The sequence below is a fragment of the Sandarakinorhabdus oryzae genome (assembly GCF_009733735.1).
In the GTDB taxonomy this organism is placed as follows: Bacteria; Pseudomonadota; Alphaproteobacteria; order Sphingomonadales; family Sphingomonadaceae; genus Sandarakinorhabdus; species Sandarakinorhabdus oryzae.
Genome location: NZ_WNJP01000008.1, coordinates 22,002 through 39,057, shown reverse-complemented (window position 1 = coordinate 39,057; position 17,056 = coordinate 22,002). Strand labels below are relative to the sequence as shown.

12 protein-coding genes and 2 pseudogenes are annotated in these 17,056 nt (G+C 64.6%); 6 read left to right on the top strand and 8 right to left on the bottom strand.

Annotation, left to right across the window (positions count from 1 at the left end; translation table 11 throughout):
- Both GJ693_RS01940 and GJ693_RS01935 read right to left on the bottom strand, forming a co-directional pair.
- Window positions 1-211, bottom strand: a pseudogene (locus tag GJ693_RS01940) (NAD(P)-dependent oxidoreductase); the annotation flags it as partial.
- Window positions 212-293: 82 nt separating this feature from the next.
- The gene (locus GJ693_RS01935) at window positions 294-1,439 is read right to left on the bottom strand and encodes a LysR family transcriptional regulator (RefSeq protein WP_156254651.1); all 1,146 of its coding nucleotides are present in this window, start codon (window positions 1,437-1,439) and stop codon (window positions 294-296) included.
- A gap of 97 nt (window positions 1,440-1,536) precedes the next feature.
- Between GJ693_RS01935 and ligK the strand changes: the two genes are divergently transcribed.
- Complete coding sequence (gene ligK, locus GJ693_RS01930; protein WP_156254653.1) at window positions 1,537-2,211, top strand: 4-carboxy-4-hydroxy-2-oxoadipate aldolase/oxaloacetate decarboxylase; 675 nt, start codon at window positions 1,537-1,539, stop codon at window positions 2,209-2,211.
- Window positions 2,204-3,274 carry a 4-oxalomesaconate tautomerase gene (locus tag GJ693_RS01925; protein ID WP_235902551.1) on the top strand — a complete coding sequence of 357 codons (1,071 nt, stop codon included), beginning with the start codon at window positions 2,204-2,206 and terminating at the stop codon, window positions 3,272-3,274. Before ligK ends, GJ693_RS01925 begins: the two co-directional genes overlap by 8 nt.
- Before the next feature lie 249 nt (window positions 3,275-3,523).
- Here GJ693_RS01925 and GJ693_RS01920 read toward each other — a convergent pair whose 3' ends face one another.
- Window positions 3,524-4,324 carry an arylamine N-acetyltransferase family protein gene (locus tag GJ693_RS01920; RefSeq protein ID WP_197041885.1) on the bottom strand — a complete coding sequence of 267 codons (801 nt, stop codon included), beginning with the start codon at window positions 4,322-4,324 and terminating at the stop codon, window positions 3,524-3,526.
- 255 nt (window positions 4,325-4,579) lie between these two features.
- Between GJ693_RS01920 and GJ693_RS01915 the strand changes: the two genes are divergently transcribed.
- Complete coding sequence (locus GJ693_RS01915) at window positions 4,580-6,928, top strand: TonB-dependent receptor (protein WP_156254649.1); 2,349 nt, start codon at window positions 4,580-4,582, stop codon at window positions 6,926-6,928.
- 190 nt (window positions 6,929-7,118) lie between these two features.
- On the opposite strand, the gene GJ693_RS01910 is transcribed toward GJ693_RS01915, so the two are convergent.
- A complete protein-coding gene (locus GJ693_RS01910) occupies window positions 7,119-8,867 on the bottom strand; it encodes an amidohydrolase (protein WP_156254648.1) in 1,749 nt (582 codons plus the stop codon).
- 195 nt (window positions 8,868-9,062) lie between these two features.
- Here GJ693_RS01910 and GJ693_RS01905 point away from each other — a divergent pair, with 195 nt between their 5' ends.
- From GJ693_RS01905 to GJ693_RS01895, 3 genes are all read left to right on the top strand, one after another.
- The gene (locus tag GJ693_RS01905; RefSeq protein WP_197041884.1) at window positions 9,063-9,983 is read left to right on the top strand and encodes an MBL fold metallo-hydrolase; all 921 of its coding nucleotides are present in this window, start codon (window positions 9,063-9,065) and stop codon (window positions 9,981-9,983) included.
- A 130-nt stretch (window positions 9,984-10,113) separates the two neighbouring features.
- Window positions 10,114-11,358: an acyl-CoA dehydrogenase family protein gene (locus tag GJ693_RS01900; protein ID WP_156254646.1), complete on the top strand. Its 1,245-nt coding sequence runs from the start codon at window positions 10,114-10,116 to the stop codon at window positions 11,356-11,358.
- 39 nt (window positions 11,359-11,397) lie between these two features.
- Window positions 11,398-12,186, top strand: a complete 789-nt coding sequence (locus tag GJ693_RS01895) for an SDR family oxidoreductase (RefSeq protein WP_156254645.1) — start codon at window positions 11,398-11,400, stop codon at window positions 12,184-12,186.
- A gap of 10 nt (window positions 12,187-12,196) precedes the next feature.
- On the opposite strand, the gene GJ693_RS01890 is transcribed toward GJ693_RS01895, so the two are convergent.
- From GJ693_RS01890 to GJ693_RS01880, 4 genes and pseudogenes are all read right to left on the bottom strand, one after another.
- A complete protein-coding gene (locus GJ693_RS01890; protein ID WP_197041883.1) occupies window positions 12,197-13,183 on the bottom strand; it encodes an alpha/beta fold hydrolase in 987 nt (328 codons plus the stop codon).
- Between the two features lie 476 nt (window positions 13,184-13,659).
- Window positions 13,660-13,785, bottom strand: a pseudogene (locus GJ693_RS17440) (IS3-like element ISMamg1 family transposase); the annotation flags it as partial.
- Window positions 13,786-13,806: 21 nt separating this feature from the next.
- Window positions 13,807-14,964, bottom strand: a complete 1,158-nt coding sequence (locus GJ693_RS01885) for a NosD domain-containing protein (RefSeq protein WP_197041886.1) — start codon at window positions 14,962-14,964, stop codon at window positions 13,807-13,809.
- A gap of 344 nt (window positions 14,965-15,308) precedes the next feature.
- Window positions 15,309-16,586 carry a pilus assembly protein TadG-related protein gene (locus GJ693_RS01880; protein WP_156254643.1) on the bottom strand — a complete coding sequence of 426 codons (1,278 nt, stop codon included), beginning with the start codon at window positions 16,584-16,586 and terminating at the stop codon, window positions 15,309-15,311.
- Window positions 16,587-17,056 lie beyond the last annotated feature (470 nt).

The following is a 17,056-nucleotide window of genomic DNA, read 5'->3' as shown; positions in this document are numbered from 1 at the left end:
CAGCGGCCACGGCGGCATCGGCGATGACCACGCTGATCACCTGCGCCGCGCCGGCCAGCGCCTCGCCCAGGCTGGCGCAGCCGGTGACGCCGGTGCCGGCAAAGTCAACATCGCGAATATCGAAGGCGCGCGCCGCGCGGCCCCAGCCGGCCGCGCCGGCAAAGCTCTGGCCGGCTTCGCCAAAACCGATCAGGGTCACGAGGGATGCCATGCGCGGCCCCTAGTCACCCGCCGTCCGCCCCGTCCAATCCGAACCGGTGCCCACCCATAAGTTTTCCGGAACTGTGGGCCAATCAAGCCTTTCCCACGGTCTGCAGCAATTGCTGGACAAAAGCCGCCTGCAGCGCTGTCGGCCGCCAGCCGGTGCGGGTGCTGATGCCGATGGTGCGCGACATGCGGGCCGGCGTCTCGGCGACCGGCACCAGCCACTGCGCCTCCAGCTCGACCGCGACCTGATCAGGCGACAAGAGGGTGAGAAAATCGGTGGCGACCAGCAATTGCCGGATGGCGATCACCGATCCGCACTCGATCGGCACATCGGGCAGCGCCATGCCGGCGCTTTCAAACATCAGCCGCCACTGGTTGTAGAGCGGCGTGCTCGGTGCCGGCACCACCCAGGGATAGCGCGCCAGCGCGGCCAGATCGGGGGCCGTGCCCGCAAGCGGATGCCCCTTGCGGCCAAAGATCGCCGGCTGGTCGGTGAACAGCGCCTGCTGCTGGATATCCGGCCCCGGCGACGGGTCGCGCAGGGCGCCGATCATCATGTCGATCTCGCCATCGCGCAGTGGCTCGATCAGTTCGCCAAAGGCGCCTTCCGATACCGCCACCCGGGCATGGGGAAAGCGCGCGTGAAAGGCCGCCATCGCCGCCGGCAGCACTCGCGCCCGCGACAACGGCATGGCGCCGACCACGATACGGCCGACCTCGCGGCCCTTCAGATTCTCGAGCTCGGTCAGCCCGGCATCAAGCTCGGCGCGGGCGAGGCGGAACTGGCGGATGGTGCGCCGCCCGGCATCGGTGAAGCTGATGCCCTTGCCGCGCCGTTCCAGCAGCGGCCGGCGCAGAGCAATGGCCAGATCGCCAAGCGCACGGTGCAGAGTCGGCTGCGCCAGCCCGGTGAGGCGCGCGGCATTGGGATAGCTGCCGGCCTCGGCAATGGCGAGCAAGGCACGCAGCTGCGCCGTCGTCACCCGCGGGCTGCCGATATGGGCCAGCGCCCGCTCCACCCGGGCCGCGAACAGCTCGGCCGCCGGCGTCGCTTTCATACCCCCAGGCTGGCGTTCGAACAGCGTGAGGGCCAATTGCGTCTCCAGCTTGCTCAACCCCTGGGTGATCGCCGGCTGGGTGATGCTCACCGCCTGGGCCGCCGCCGAAATGCTGCCCAGCCGCGTGATTGCGGCCATGGCGCGCAGGTGGCGCAGGTTCAGCTGCCAGAGCATATCGCCTTCGAATTAGCATGTCCTTATGATGGCGACAAACTTCCGACTTCCATGGCCAAGCGGTCGCCCCTAGGCGGCGCACACGAAGGAGCACATGATGAGCGGCATCGTCGTCCAGAATATCGAGCGGGCGGACCCCGAGGTGATCGCCGTGCTGGAGCGCTGCGGCGTTTCCACCGTGCACGAGGCGCAGGGGCGCACCGGGCTGCTGGCCAGCCATATGCGCCCCATCTACGCCGGCGCCCGCATCGCCGGCAGTGCCATCACCATCTCCGCCCCGCCCGGCGACAACTGGATGGTGCATGTCGCCATCGAACAGCTGCGCCCCGGCGACATATTGGTGATCGCGCCGACCTCCCCGTGCGAGGACGGCTATTTCGGCGACCTGCTCGCCACCTCGGCCCAGGCGCGTGGCTGCAAGGGGCTGATCATCAACGCCGGCATCCGCGACGTGCGCGACCTCACCGAAATGAAGTTCCCGGTGTGGGCCAAGGCAGTATTTGCGCAAGGCACGATCAAGGCGTCGCTGGGCTCGGTCAATGTGCCGGTGGTGTGCGCCGGTGCGCCGATCAACGCTGGCGACGTGATCGTGGCCGATGATGACGGCGTGGTGGTGGTGCCGCGCGAAAAGGCCGCCGATGTCGCCCGCGCCGCCGAAGCCCGCGAAGCCAATGAAGCCGACAAGCGCGCCCGCCTCGCCCGTGGCGAGCTGGGGCTCGACATGTACAACATGCGCGGCAAGCTGGCGGAAATGGGCCTGAAATATGTCTGAGCCCAGCGAGCCGGCGCAAGGCGTGCGCTGCATGTGGATGCGCGGCGGCACCTCCAAGGGCGGCTATTTCCTGAAAGCGGACCTGCCCGCCGACACCGCGGCGCGCGATGCGCTGCTGCTGCGCATCATGGGCTCGCCCGATCCGGTGCAGATCGACGGCATGGGCGGTGCCGATCCGCTGACCAGCAAGGTGGCGGTGGTCAGCCGGTCGAGCCGGCCGGGCATCGACGTCGATTATCTGTTCCTGCAGGTGTTCGTCGATCAGGCCATTGTCACCGATGCGCAGAATTGCGGCAATATCCTCGCGGGCGTCGGCCCCTTCGCCATCGAGCGCGGGCTGGTGCCGGCGCAGGACGGCACCACCGATGTTGCCATCTTCATGGAGAACACCGGCCAGGCCGCGGTGGCGACGGTGGCAACGCCGGGCGGCCGCGTAATTTATGATGGCACGGCGCGCATCGACGGCGTGCCGGGAACCCACGCGCCGGTGCCGCTGGAATTCCGCGACACCGCCGGCTCCAGCTGCGGCGCGCTGCTGCCGACCGGCAATGCGGTCGACGTGATCAACGGCGTGCCGGTGACGCTGATCGACAATGGCATGCCCTGCGTGGTGATGCGGGCCGCGGATGTGGGCGTGACCGGTTATGAGGACCGCGCCACGCTCGATGCCGATGACGCGCTGAAGCAGCGGATCGAGGCGATCCGGTTGGCGGTCGGCCCGTTGATGAACCTGGGCGACGTCGCGGCCAAATCCGTGCCCAAGATGATGCTGGTCGCCCCGCCGCGCCAGGGCGGCGCCATTACCGTGCGCAGCTTCATCCCGCACCGCGCCCACGCCAGCATCGGCGTGCTCGGCGCCGTCAGCGTCGCCACCGCCTGCCTGGTGCCCGGATCGCCGGCCGCCGCCGTGGCGCAGATTCCCGATGGTGCGGTCAAGACATTGTCGGTCGAACATCCGACCGGCGAGCTGACCTGCATCCTGACGACCGATGCCGCCGGCCAGGTTCAGTCCGCCGCGCTGCTGCGCACGGCGCGCAAGCTGATGGACGGCGTGGTGTTCTAGGCCGTGAACGCATGAAATCCACCCTTCGGGACGGCGCTATGCAGCCCGAGGCGAGTGAGCAAGCGCCGTGGCGGTAGCGGCGCTACCGCCCAAGCGCAGCGAGCGCTGCATCGGGCTGGATATCGCCGCCTGCGGTGGCCCGGAGAAGCCAAATCAACGTCGTCGGGCGGCTCGCCGGGGGGCTTTGCCCCGCCTTCGCCTCCCGCCAACGCCGATTTGGCTTCTCCGGGCCATCACGAAGGGTGGATTTCATGCGTTCACGGCCTCGACGAAGCGTGCCAGCGCCGCAGTATCGGCTGGGTCCAGCTCCAGCCCGAATTCGTCGGCGAGCAGCGGGCCCAATCGGTCTCGGGTGATGGACGCATGCGTTGACCGGCCGTCAGCAACCCGGACGAAATCGCCACCAGTCAGGCCCAGCCGGCCAGCCGCCGTCACCCGGTTGACCACCAGCAGCTGCGTGAAGCGCGAGGCCTTGTGGGTCGACGTCCAGTGGTTGCACAGGCGGATATCAGCCGGGAACACCTCGGCCAGGGTGAAGCTGTATTGCCGCACGAGCGAGCCATTGGCCTCGCGGTCGAGGATCCAGCCAATGCCAGGGTCATGATGCAGGTGATATCGGGCGCCTTCGCCATCGGAGGCCACACTGCCGGTCACCAATGGCAGCGGCGGGCAATATCCGCCACCAAAGCCGGCATCGAGCAGCCATGCTTGCCCGGCCATTTCGGCCACCACGGCCAGGTGCGTGTGCGCCGGCATCTCGGTTGCGCCCAACCAGACGCGGGCCAGCACCAGCCGATGCGCCACCCCCAATTCGGTGAGCGCGCCCGCCAGCAGCTGGTTCTGTTCGAAGCAATAGCCGCCGCGCCGCTGCGTCACCAGCTTGGTGAAAATTGCCGCAGGCTCGGTGCTGATGCCACGCCCCAGGAGCACATCGATATTCTCGAACGGGATCGCTGCGCGCTGGGCAAATTGCAGCGCCGCCAGCGTGTCTCGCGTCACACCCTGTGGCCGCTGAAGCCCGATCCTGTTGAAATAGTCCGCGAAATCCACCACGCTCTCCCGGTCGTCCGTTCAGTCCATCGCCCGCATCGGCATCTGCGCAAGGGTCCCTCCACGCGCCGGCCACACCGGCCAACCACTCTGCCATTTCCCTTCAGACTTCGCTATTTCTAATGGCCATTGTCGGAAATGCATTGTCATCGCTCCGTCATCTGGACTAGCGCCCGCTCAGGCTGGGAGGCCAGCAGGGATTTTTGATGAAACCGGGGCGGGAACGCAAACCTGGTTCATGGGGGAGTAGAAGAAATGTCGCAGATCACCCGCTCGAGCGTGCGTCGCGCTGCCGTGCTGTCGGTTTCCGTGCTGGCGCTCGCCGCCTTGCCGTCCGTGGCGATGGCGCAGACCGCTGCCGCCGACACCGCCAAGGACGATGGCGAGATCGTCGTCACCGCGCAAAAGCGCGAGCAATCGCTGTCAGACGTGTCGGTTTCGGTCTCGGCTGTCACCGCCGACAAGCTGGCCAGCACCAACACCGCCGGCATCGAAGCGCTGCAGAACCTGGTGCCCAGCATCAGCTTCGGCAATGATTTCAACTTCGCCAAGCTGTTCATCCGCGGCATCGGCCTGTCGAGCTCGCTGCCGGGCGTTGATCCGTCGGTGGCGCTCTATGTCGATGGCGCCGTGGTGTCGCTGGCCCAGGCGCAGCTGGGCTCGCTGTTCGATCTGGAGCGCGTGGAAGTGCTGCGCGGGCCGCAAGGCACGCTTTATGGCCGCAACGCCACCGGCGGCGCCGTCAACCTGATCACCGCCAAGCCGACCGAAGAAACCCGCGGCTATGCCCGCCTCACCGTTGGCGGCCCGCAGCTCAACCTGATCGGTGAAGCGGCCATCGGTGGCAAGATTGCCGAGGGTGTGCTCGGCCGCTTTGCCGTGCGCGCCATTCGCCGCGACGGTTATGGCATCAACGAAGTGACCGGCAACGACATCGACAACGCCCGCCAGCTGTCGATGCGCGCCCACCTCGAGTTCAAGCCGACCGAAACGGTCGATATCCTGCTGACCGGTGAATATCACCGCGAAGACGATCGGGCCCTGGCCATCAAGTTCCGCGAAGTCTCCTTCCCCGGCGTGCTCACCGACGCCAACCCGGCCAATGACGGGCTGAGCGCGCTCGGCCAGCGCACCAATCTCGATGGCAGCCAGGCCCGCTTCTCCACCAATCCGCGCAACCTCGCCACCAACTTCGATCCGATCAACAATCGCACCCAATATGCCTTCACCGGCGCGATCACGGTGGAGGCCAGTGACGCCGTCACGCTGAAGTCGCTGACCAGCTATCGCAAGTTCGATGCGATCTTCTTCCAGGATTTCGACATGTCGACCTACCTGGGCTATGCGCTGGCGCAGACCGGGCCGATCCGCAGCAGTGCCAACCACTGGCAGCCGGTGTTCGAGAACCAGTTCAGCCAAGAACTGCAGGGCAACGTCGACACCGACCGCTTCCATGGCGTGTTCGGCCTCTTCTACTTGGACGAGCGTATCAACGCCGAAAACCACATCGGCCTCGACGTGCTGACCAACACCGATCCGTTCCGCATCCAGTTCGACGGCAGCCTTTATGTGAAGACCTGGGCTGCCTATGCCAACGTCAGCTATGAGCTGTCGGACCAGTTCACCATCAAGGCCGGCGGCCGCTACAGCTGGGAAAAGCGCCGCCTGGTCAACAACACCGGCATCGGCGATGGCCCGACTGGCTTCCTGCTCGACAGCGTGCGCCTGGGCATTCCGATGTGGGATGTCGCCAAGAGCTGGCGCGATTTCTCGCCGTCGCTGGGCCTCGAATATCGCCCGACCGACGGCGTGCTGATCTATGCCAACTGGTCGCGCGGCTTCAAGAGCGGCACCGCCGAGATCGGCTCCACCCGCCGCACCTCGCTCACCCAGCCGCTGCCGTTCGTGGACCCGGAAAAGGTCGAAGCCTATGAAATCGGCCTGAAATTCAATGGCGCCACCTTCGATGCCAATGTCGCGGCCTTCTTCCAGACGCTGAAGAACGGCCAGTTCTCGCTGACCCGTCCGATCCCGGCGCCGCCCTTCTTCACCAGCACGCTCACCAACGCGGCGCGTTCGGAAGCCTATGGCGTTGAAGTCGAGATGCGCTGGCGGCCGACCCAGGCCTTCACCCTCGATGGCTCGGTGGCCTATCTCCATTCCACCTTCACCAACTTCCGCGCGTCCGACCCGCTCGATGCCCGGCTGTTCGCGCCGGGTGCCGATCCCAACGCACTGCTGAAGGACCTGTCGGGCAACTCCACCCGCATGTCGCCGCGCTGGAGCGTCAACCTCAACCCGAGCTATCGGATCGAAGCGGGCAATGGTGGCAGCGTCACGCTGGCCAGCAACTTTGCCTATCGCTCCAAGCAGTATCACACCGAGTTCAACGACGACCGGCTGGCGCAGGAAGGCTATATCCAGCTTGACGCCAACATCCTCTACACCCACCCCGGCGATCGCTTCACCGCCAACCTGTGGGTTAAGAACCTGACCAACGAGCTGGTCTATGCCGGCAGCTTCTCGATTTCGACCAGCCGCGCCATCGGCGGCACGCTGATGCCGCCGCGCACCTATGGCGTGACGCTCGGCTACAAGTTCTGATCGCCCACTCTGGCCGGCGGCTCCGAGACAATCGGACCGCCGGCCTTTTTGTGCCTGATCGCCTTCCCGATCCCGGACGCAGTCGGGAACAGCGCCCCTGCTTGTGGCGCACGCAGGCCGGAGATGACATCCGCCGCATGATCAATGCATGGCCTGGCCGATTGGCCGCAGGCCCGTCGACCTGAACGGCCTATCGCTGATAAACCAGCTTGCCGCCCACGATGGTCGCCCGGATCCGGCCGGCCAGGATTTTCTCCGGCGCGGATCCAGCCAGGGCAAAGGGATCAATATCCATGACGGTCAGATCAGCCCATCGCCCCTTGGCGATGATCCCCGTCTGGCCTTCGCGGAAGGCGGCATAGGCCGACCAGTTGGTATAGGCCCGGATCGCTTCCTCGATCGTCAGCCGCTCTGCCGGATACCATCCGCCGGGGGGCTGGCGCTGCTTGTCCTGGCGGGTGATCGCGGCGTGCAGGCCATAGAAGATGCTGTGGTCTGAGCCGGGATTGTCGGCATTGAAGGTCAGTCGCGCACCGTCGCGGCGCAGCGTGCGCCAGGCATAGGCACCAAGAATGCGCTGCGGGCCGAGACGCTCTTCGGCCCAGCCCTTGTCTTCCACCGCGTGAGGCGGTTCCATCGAGGCAATCACGCCCAGCCGGGCAAAGCGCGGCTGGTCTTGCGGAGAGACGACCTGGGCGTGTTCGATCCGGTGGCGGCCCTGTGCGGTGGCGGGATCGGCCTTGAACTGAGCCTCGAAGAAATCGAGCACTTCGCGGTTGCCCGCATCGCCGATGGCATGGGTCCCCAGCTGGAAGCCGGCCCTCATCGCCGCCCTGGCCAAGTCCTGGTCAAAGCCATAACCGCTGCCGCTGATGCCGCGGTGGCCCGGCTTGTCGGCATAGTCGGCCAGCAGCCGCGCCCCGCGCGATCCCAGCGCGCCGTCGTAATAGGCCTTGACCGCGCGCGTGACGAGCATGGAGTCATTGTCCCGGTCCGGCCCTCGGGCGATCCACTGCCGCATCAGGGGCGGGTCGCGCAGCGAGAGCATGGCATAGACCCGGATCGGCAGGCGGTGCTCGTCCTCGAGGCTCTGTAGTGCGGCCATCGCCGCGCTGCCCACACCCGCCTCGTGCACCGTCACATAGCCGTCGGCGGCCATCTGCGTGAGGCCCTTCAGCGCATGGCGCGCGACAACTCCCGGCGGCTCGGGCGGCTGCGCCGTTTCGACCATCGTCGCCGCGCGGTTGAGGAACAGGCCATTGGGCTGGCCATCCGCACCCAGCCGCATCTCGCCGCCGACCGGCACAGGGCTGGCCTTGGTGATCTTGCCAGCATCAAGCGCGGCCTGGTTGGTCCAGATGGCAAAGCCGTGCAGACCGCGCAGCACCACCGGATGATCGGGCACCGCGGCGCTCAACAGCTGCTTGTCCGGATAGCGGTTGGCCCAGGCCCCCTCGTCCCACCCGGCACCGAAGATCCATTCGCCCTTGGGGACGGACTTCGCCCGCTCGGCCACCTTTGCAACCGCCTGCGCTTCGGTGGCGACATCGGTCAGATCGACCGATTCCAGCTTGGCGCCCAGTTCGATGAAATGGGTGTGGGAATCGACCAGCCCGGGGATCATGGTCGCGCCGTTCAGATCGATCACCCGGGTCCGCTTGCCGCGCAGCGCCAGCGCCCCCTTGTCGCTGCCGACATAGACGATCTTGCCGCCGCGGATCGCCACCGCCGTGGCATCGGGGTGCCACGTGCCGTTTGTTATGGGCGCATCGGGTGCCGGCGTGCCATCGCGCGCCGGCTCGCCCCAGCGCAGCGTGTAGACATGGGCGTCAGTCAGGATCAGATCCGCACTGCCGGACGCGGCCTTGGCCGTTGCCGGGGCAGCACTGACGGAGAGCAGGGCGACGCCGAGCACACTTGCGAACAGACCCGCCTTCATATCCCTTTGCTCCCTGGCAAGTTCGTCGTCAGATCATTGGGGAGAACTGGCGGCGTGTCGGCCTCATCCGGGGTTGATGTTAGGCGGCGATCTTGCGGCGGTGCAAGCGCCGATGTGCGATGGTGAGGGGGGAGCAAGCAGATGCGCTGGCGAAAATGGATTGGCGGGTTGGCTGTCGCTGCCGGTGCGATGGCGTTGCTTGTTGCGCTGCTGCCCTTTGCCTTCGCCGAACTGACCATGGTCGCTGCCAGGCTCGAAACGAACATCATGCCGGCGCCGGCCAATCCGGCGCAATTCCGGCCACTGCCTGGCAGGGCCGCGGGAGCGGTTGTCGACGGGCACTGGCGTGTCGAGCAGATTGCACCGGGCACCTGGGCGATCGGCGAGCCCGCCGCTGATCCCGACAATTACGAATATCTGCTGGTCGGCACGCGCCGCGCGCTCCTGATCGACAGCGGTGCAACCCGCGCGCACGACATAAGCCGCGCCATCGCCGGCCTGACCAAGCTGCCGGTCACCGTCATTCCCAGCCACCTGCATCACGACCACACCAACGGTCTCGGTTTCTTTCGCGATATCGCACTGATCGACCTGCCGGAAACACGGGCCCGCGCGCAGGGCAAAGAAGTGCGTCTGGGCCGCTATCAATTTGCCCGCCCGGACCCGGTCGACTTCACGGTGACGCAGTGGATCAGGCCTGGAGAGACGATCGATCTGGGCGACCGTTCCGTTACCATCCTGTCCACGCCCGGCCATACCACGAATTCGATTTCAGTCTGGGAACCGGCCGGCAAGCGCCTCTACACCGGAGATTTCCTGTACCCGACGACCCTCTATGCCTTTGTACCCGATTCCAGCCTTTCAACCTATGTCACCACCATCGACCGGCTGCTCGCCATGCTGCCGCCTGATACGAGGCTCTATGGCGCTCACTGCTGCCGCAATGATGCCCCGCCGCAGGCACCGTGGCTCTCGACCGTCGACCTTGAAGACACAAGAACCGCCATCAAGCGCATCCAGTCTGGCGACCTGGAGGGCCGCGGGTTCATCATCCGCCGCTTCCCCGTCAACAGCCAGATGACGCTGCTCACACTTTATCCGCTGGCAAATCGGTAACGCCGGGGAGCGGGCTGGGCCGCGTTCACAGCCAAACGGGGAAACCGGCCCGCGCGCGGTCTCCAAATTGTGGGCTTGCGCACCCTTGGCATGGCGGCAAGCATGCGGGCGAACCAGAGGACCCAATACGATGACCAATATCTTCACCAATCCCGAGATGAACGATCTGCGCATGTCAGAAAAGGCGCGGCCGTTGTTCGATGCCGTTGTCCGTCACATCAACGACAATGTCGTACCGATTTCGGAAAAGTTCGAGGAACTGGGCAAGGGCCGGGCCGATCGCTGGAGCTGGGCGCCGGGGCAGCTGGAACTGCTGCAGACGGCGAAGGACAAGGCCAAGGCGGCGGGCCTGTGGAATTTCTTCCTGCCCAATGCCGAAACCGGCGAGGGGCTGAGCAATCTGGATTATGCCTATATCGCCGCCGAACTGGGCAAGGTGCCGCTGGCATCGGAATCGCTGAACTGCTCGGCGCCCGATACCGGCAACATGGAAGTGCTGGAACGGGTTGGCACGCCCGAGCAGAAGAAGCGCTGGCTGGAGCCCCTGCTCGCCGGTGAAATCCGCTCGGCCTATGCCATGACCGAACCTGATGTGGCCTCGTCTGATGCCAAGAACATCCGCACCCGCGCCGTCCGTGATGGCAAGGACTGGGTGATCAACGGCGAGAAATTCTATATCTCGGGTGCCGGTGATCCGCGCTGCAAGGTGATGATCGTGATGGTGCGCACCAGCGACGATGGCCCGGCGAGCAGCCAGCAATCCCAGATCCTGGTGCCGATGGACACGCCCGGCGTGAAGATCCTGGGGCCGATGCACGTGTTCAGCGAAGATCACGCGCCGCGCGGCCACATGCATCTGCGCTTTGAAAACGTGCGGGTGCCGTATGAAAATATCCTGCTCGGCGAAGGCCGCGGGTTCGAGATTTCGCAGGTGCGGCTGGGGCCGGGGCGTATCCACCACTGCATGCGCACCATCGGCAAGGCCGAGATCGCGCTGGATTACATGGTGAAGCGCGGCAATTCGCGCGAGGCGTTTGGCCGCCCGCTGATCATGCTGGGCAAGAATCTGGAACTGATCGCCCGCGCCCGCATCGAGATCGAGGCGATGCGGTTGATGGTGCTGAAGGCCGCCAAGGCGATGGACGTGCTGGGCAACCGCGAGGCGCGGGTGTGGGTGAGCATGGTGAAGGCGATGGTGCCGGAAAAGACCTGCCAGATCATCGACCAGGCCATCCAGATCCACGGTGCCGCCGGCATTTCGCAATGGACACCGCTGGCCGAGCTTTATGCCGACGTTCGCCACCTGCGCTTTGCCGATGGTCCCGACGAAGTGCACCACATGGTTGTCGGACGGCACGAGACGGGGCTGCACTGATCGCCTTTCTTCCTGCGGCCTCGATTCAAGGACATGATCATGGACACCAGCAGCCTGTTCCGCCTCGATGGCCGCGTCGCGCTTGTCACCGGGGGCAGCCGCGGCATCGGCAAGATGATCGCCGCCGGCTTCATTGCCCAGGGCGCCAAGGTCTATATCTCGTCACGCAAGGCGCCTGCCTGCTTCGAAACGGCGGCGGAACTGGGGCCAAACTGCATCCCGCTGCCACAGGATGTCTCGACGGTCGCGGGCTGCCAGGCGCTGGCTGCACAGCTCGCCGCGCAGGAATCAAGGCTCGACATTCTCGTCAACAATGCCGGCGCCGCCTGGGGCGCCCCGTTCGAGGAGTTTCCCGAAAGCGGCTGGGACAAGGTGATGAACCTGAACGTCAAATCGCCGTTCTTCCTGACCCAGGCGCTGCATGGTCTGCTGAAGGCGTCGGGCACGCGCGCGCAGCCGGCCAAGGTGATCAACATCACGTCGATCGACGGCATAAGGCTCAATCCGCAGGAAACCTACAGCTACCACGCCTCCAAATCGGCGCTGATCTATCTCACCAGGCGCATGGCGGCGCGGCTGGTGAACGATGCCATCAATGTCACCTCGATCGCACCGGGCGCCTTTGCCAGCGAGATGAACCGGGTCGCCCGCGATCATGGCGATGCGATTTCGAAATTCATCCCCTCGCGCCGGATTGGTGTTGACGAGGACATGGCCGGCGCCGCCATCTACCTCGCCAGCCGCGCCGGGGATTATGTGGTCGGCGACACGATCACCGTGGATGGCGGCGTCGCCCTTGCCAGCACGGGGGCCGGCTTCGCCGAGTGATGACGGCGGCTCAAGCGGGTCGCGCCTGATCAAGAATTGTATTCTCGTTGGTCTGCCACATCTCGACGATACTGCACAGCGCCGTGACAAACGCCAGCGGCTGATCGAGCATGAGGTGGTGGCGCGCCTGCGGAACCGCGACGATCGGAATATCGCTGCCGCCCAATTCCCGCACATAGTCAGCCGAGTCCGGCGTGAACAACTGGCTTTGGGCGCCATAGACGATGGCCTTGCGGCCCGGCGTGGCAACCAGGCGCTTGCCCATCTCATGCCATCCCGGATCCGCGTCGTTCTGACGGAAGACCTCGGGATCAAACTTCCAGGTCCAGTCCTCACCGCTCCGACGCAGCGAGTGAAAGGCCATGTAATCCATCAGAAATGGCTCACCAACAGGCTGCGGCGGGGACAGCACATATCGGCTGCGCGCGGTGGGATAGTCCGGATAGCGGCGTTGCGGCTTGTTGGGGTCGCCCGAGCCCGGACGCCCGTTACCCTGCCGGTTCCGCTCCGCCAGCACCTCGGGTCGCAGCACCATCATGTCGCACAGGATCAAGCCGGAAAATCGGTCCGCGGCCAACGCGATCGCCGTCAAGCCGACGGAAGCGCCAAAGCTGTGCGCAATGATGACCGGCTTGGCCGGCCCATCGAATAACCCAAGCGCCTCGGCAACCCCGACCATCTCGGCACCGCGCGCCTGCGCGTCGCACCCGGGCCGGTTGGCGCTGTCGCCCATGCCCGACAGGTCATAGGCGATGACGTGATGATCCCCCGCCAGAAACGGTGCGATGAACGCAAAGCAGCGCGCATGCGCCAGAAAGCCATGCGTCATCAGGATCGGGGGATGCTTGGCGTCACCCCACCGAAAATAATGGATGCGCGTTCCCGCGACGTCGATGAAGCCTTCCTCGCGCGGCACGGCGAGGGCTTCATGAAACCAGTCGGGCAGCGCATCGGGCTGCGGTGCCCACATCGGGTCAATGTCATCACGTGCGTCCACGCATGGACCTCCTTGCAAACCGCGCGCATCTAGCGGTGCTTTCACGTCAGGACAAAGCCCTGAGATGCTGCAGGTTTGATGATGACGGTTATTGCGTGATCGGACAGTTGGCGGTGGAAGACGTCTGCCGCGAACCAGGCTCAGTGCCAAATTTCCCTGTTTTCCCTGTTATCGATATGTTTCGCATCGGCATCCGCGGCCGAATGCCCGCATATGTCTCTGAAAAATCGGCTATTACCGCAAAATGCACCGGTTCCCGAGCAGGGAATTGGTGTCGCGATAACAGGGAATTTCAGGCGCAGTGTCCAGGAATGAACATCAACGAAACAGGCAAAGCCTGCCAACCATGCCTGGTCGGGTAGAACCCGCGATCATCCTTGTCCCCAACCAGCTCTTCGCCGGCGAGGCGATGCGGCTTCATCGGATCGTCCAACAACAGCCGCGCAAGTCGATCAACAGGCGCACGCAACGCATTATCGGCCAGCCATCACACCATCCAGTTCCGCCGAGACCCAGCCGTCCGGCGGCGACGTGTCGACGAACAACGCCAAGCATTCGCGGGTGAAGTCGTCGACCACTCGCTGGAACCGGAGCCGCCTGCCCGGCTGATCGCCACCTCCTGCTCAGGCCAGGACCAGCTGCGGCCTGCGACGCCGGCTCATGCCGACCAGCGCAAAGCCCAACCCCATCATCAGCCAATTCGCCGGCTCGGGCACGGCTGCACCCAACTCGTTCGCCGAGCGAAAGCCAAAGCTGCGGTCATCCCACTTGCTGCCGACCTGCCCGGCAATATCGGGCTGGAACGAAGTCCACAATGGATCGGGCAGCCAGCCGTCCGTGCGGCCACGCAGATCATAAAGCGGGTTGTAGCCTACCACGTTGGTGGGCGACGGTCCGATCTTCAGCGACGGCGCGCCGTGCACCGCGTTGGGCAGGTTGGACAGCACATTGTTGAAGAACACACTATTCGTGCAGTTGCCGCACGTCACACTGTGCGTGTAGGTAACTGCTGCGTAGTTGCCGGCAAATGTCAGTTGAGTGCCGCTGCCGGTCTTTGGATCGGAAGACAGATACGCCTGCATGTTGCCGATCGCGCTGTTGTTGAGGATGAAGATATCCGATTGCAGTGGCTTGTCGGCGACGCTCCACAACTGAATACAGTCCGGGTGTGCACCCAGCCCCGGCGTGAAATCGCTGCACTTGTTGGATGCCGCAATCACGCGATGGCTGTCGACAATCTGGATGCCATCGCTGGCAGCCGCGGTCATCACGTTGCGGGTGATCAGCGAGTCGACCGACGACGCCAACATGATCGATCCCAGGTGCCCCGACAGGCGGTTGTCGCGGATCGTGACGAATTGAGAACCCGTGACCTTGATGCCGGCACCCCGCATATTGCCATTGCCCACCACGGTTGTTCCCGAAACACTGATATGTGCGCTGTTGGCAATCCCCAGGGTCGCCCATTCGCGGGTGTCGGCATCCGTGCGGCCAAAGGTGCCGCCAACGATGTTCAGATTCCGTACGTCCTGCATGAGCAGGCCCTCACGCAGGATGGCGCCCCTGGCGTCCAGCGTCACCCCACCGAAATCACGCTTGGTAAAGCGGACGGCCGTTTCGAACGTCCCCGTCAGCTTCAACGTGTCGCCAGGCTTGAGGGTGAGCAAAACGGCATTGATGTTGCTGGTCGGAGTCAGGTTCACCACCTGCTGCGCCTGCGCTGCGGTAGCGGCCAGAGCCAAGCTGGCGGCCAGGGTGGTGCGCAGTTGGTTCAACTTCATCACAGCCTCTCCTTTGTTGCGGCCGGAGCACGAGAGGTGGCCCGACTGGTTCTGGCGCCCGCGGGTCGGGAACCTGATCGGGGTGCGTAACGGCGTTAACCTTGGGGACTTGACAGCGAGGCTTTCGGATTGCGGCTCAAGCTCGACTGGAGGGGGTGATCACGAGGGAATCGTTCATCCACCGCTCAGCCCGCACCAGCAATGCGCCGGCGGCGCGGAGAAACCTCGCCCATGGCAAAACGGCGAAAGCCGATCTGCCAATGTTGCAAGGCTGGTGACGCCAATGGGTCAGCCGAAATACCGCACGGCGAAGGCCAGTCGCATCTTTAAGGGGGGATCAGCGATCAGTTCAGCAAGCGGATCAGATTGCGCTTGAATGCACCGGCATTGCTGAACGCCGGGCAGTCATTGGTAATCCTGCTGCTGCCGTTGAACGTCAGACGATAGCCAACGATCTGCAGGCAGTTGGTGTTCATGCCGGCGTTGCCGTTGATGACGATTTCGCTGCGTGGCGCATAAATGGCGCCCTGCAGCTTTGATCCGCTGTTGCCATTGATCTGCAGCGTGTCACCCATCGCAGGAGCGCGCCGATCCTGGTAGATCAATATGCCCTGATAGGTGCCGGACGTGGGGGCCGTCAGGTTCACGGTGGCGCCCGCGTTTATCTTCATGCCGGCGAATGAGCCGCCCACAGACGGACTGGACGACGTCAGGATCAATGTGACGCCGCTGCCGGTAATTGTCGCCTGCGACCCGATCTGCAGTCCAGCATTATTGGCGTCACCCCCGGTCAACCGCGCGCCATCAATGTAATAGATGCCAGGCATCAGCACGGCATTGCCCTGGATGTTCATGCCCCGATAGGTGCCTGGCGCGAACGTTCGGGTCTGGTTTGGCTGCACATCGCCGTCACTGATGGTGGCGCTGATGGCGGGATCAGGCAGATAGGCATAAGGATCGCGCTGCAAGGCCGTATATGGCTGGAATATGGTTCCAGACCGGAACGCTCCACTTTGATCGTCGATATTGCCGACCGCAGACACGGGCGTGGCGAAGATGTCGGAGCTGCCCTGGCCTGCGATGGCGGATTGGCCTGCGCTGTTGCTGTGCATGCCGCACGATGCATCAAGCGTGGTGTCGCCGCTGACGGTGATGCCGCGCGCATCGCTGTTGTCGAGTGCCATGAGGCAATATTCGCCACCCTGCACCAGGCCGGCTGTCGCCTCCACGCTGATGACGATGGCTCGTCCCAGGAACATAGCCGTGAAGGGCAAGCGGGACTCGGCTGTGAGACGCACGCGCACCGCATCTCTGTCGCCAGCGAAGGGCCCGGCTGTCGGCGCATTTTCGATCAGCGGCTCGCCACTCAGTTCGAAATTGCTGTTCTTGGTGAGATCCTCGGCGACAGCGCTGACGACATCCTGACCCTGGCTGAGTCCATAGGCGCCAGCCAGGGCGGCCGAGTCGGCCTGCCGCTGCAGCGATCGGCGCACTAGCGTCCACTGCATCGTGTCGCTTGCCAGACCGGCCGCGCCGATCAGCACCGGCATCAGCAGCGCGGTCATGGCGACCACGTTGCCACGGCGGTCACGGCGCGCTTGGCAGAAGGATTTCCCACACATGATTCCAGCCCCCCTCGCATGAAACCTGGGCTGCGCGGTTAGTCCAAAGTCCGTCGAAAATACAAGATATTGACATAGTAAATGCCAATTTAACTCTACCGGGTTTCAATGGGTTCCGGACCTGGCCGTTTCAGCGCATATGACCATCCGATGCAGGGATTGGACGCGCTTCAAACGGTTGGGATCGACGTCCGCTGACGCGTTGTCACCGAGAGCGCTCAGCACGCCAGGCGACTTCAGCAGGGCCGGACGACGCAAGCGATCCATGTGCTGGCGGCCTGAGCTGTTCCAGCTGACACATGCGTGCTGACAGTCAGAAACGCAGAGGCCGATCGGGAGCCTGGATCCGATTCCCCGGCACCCCACAGCAGGTCCGGTACAGTAGTATCGTAGAAATACTGTAGGAAGTTAACGATATTGCTGATGGTAAACGCGACGTCGTAAATGACGCTTAATCACACCTGAAAAGT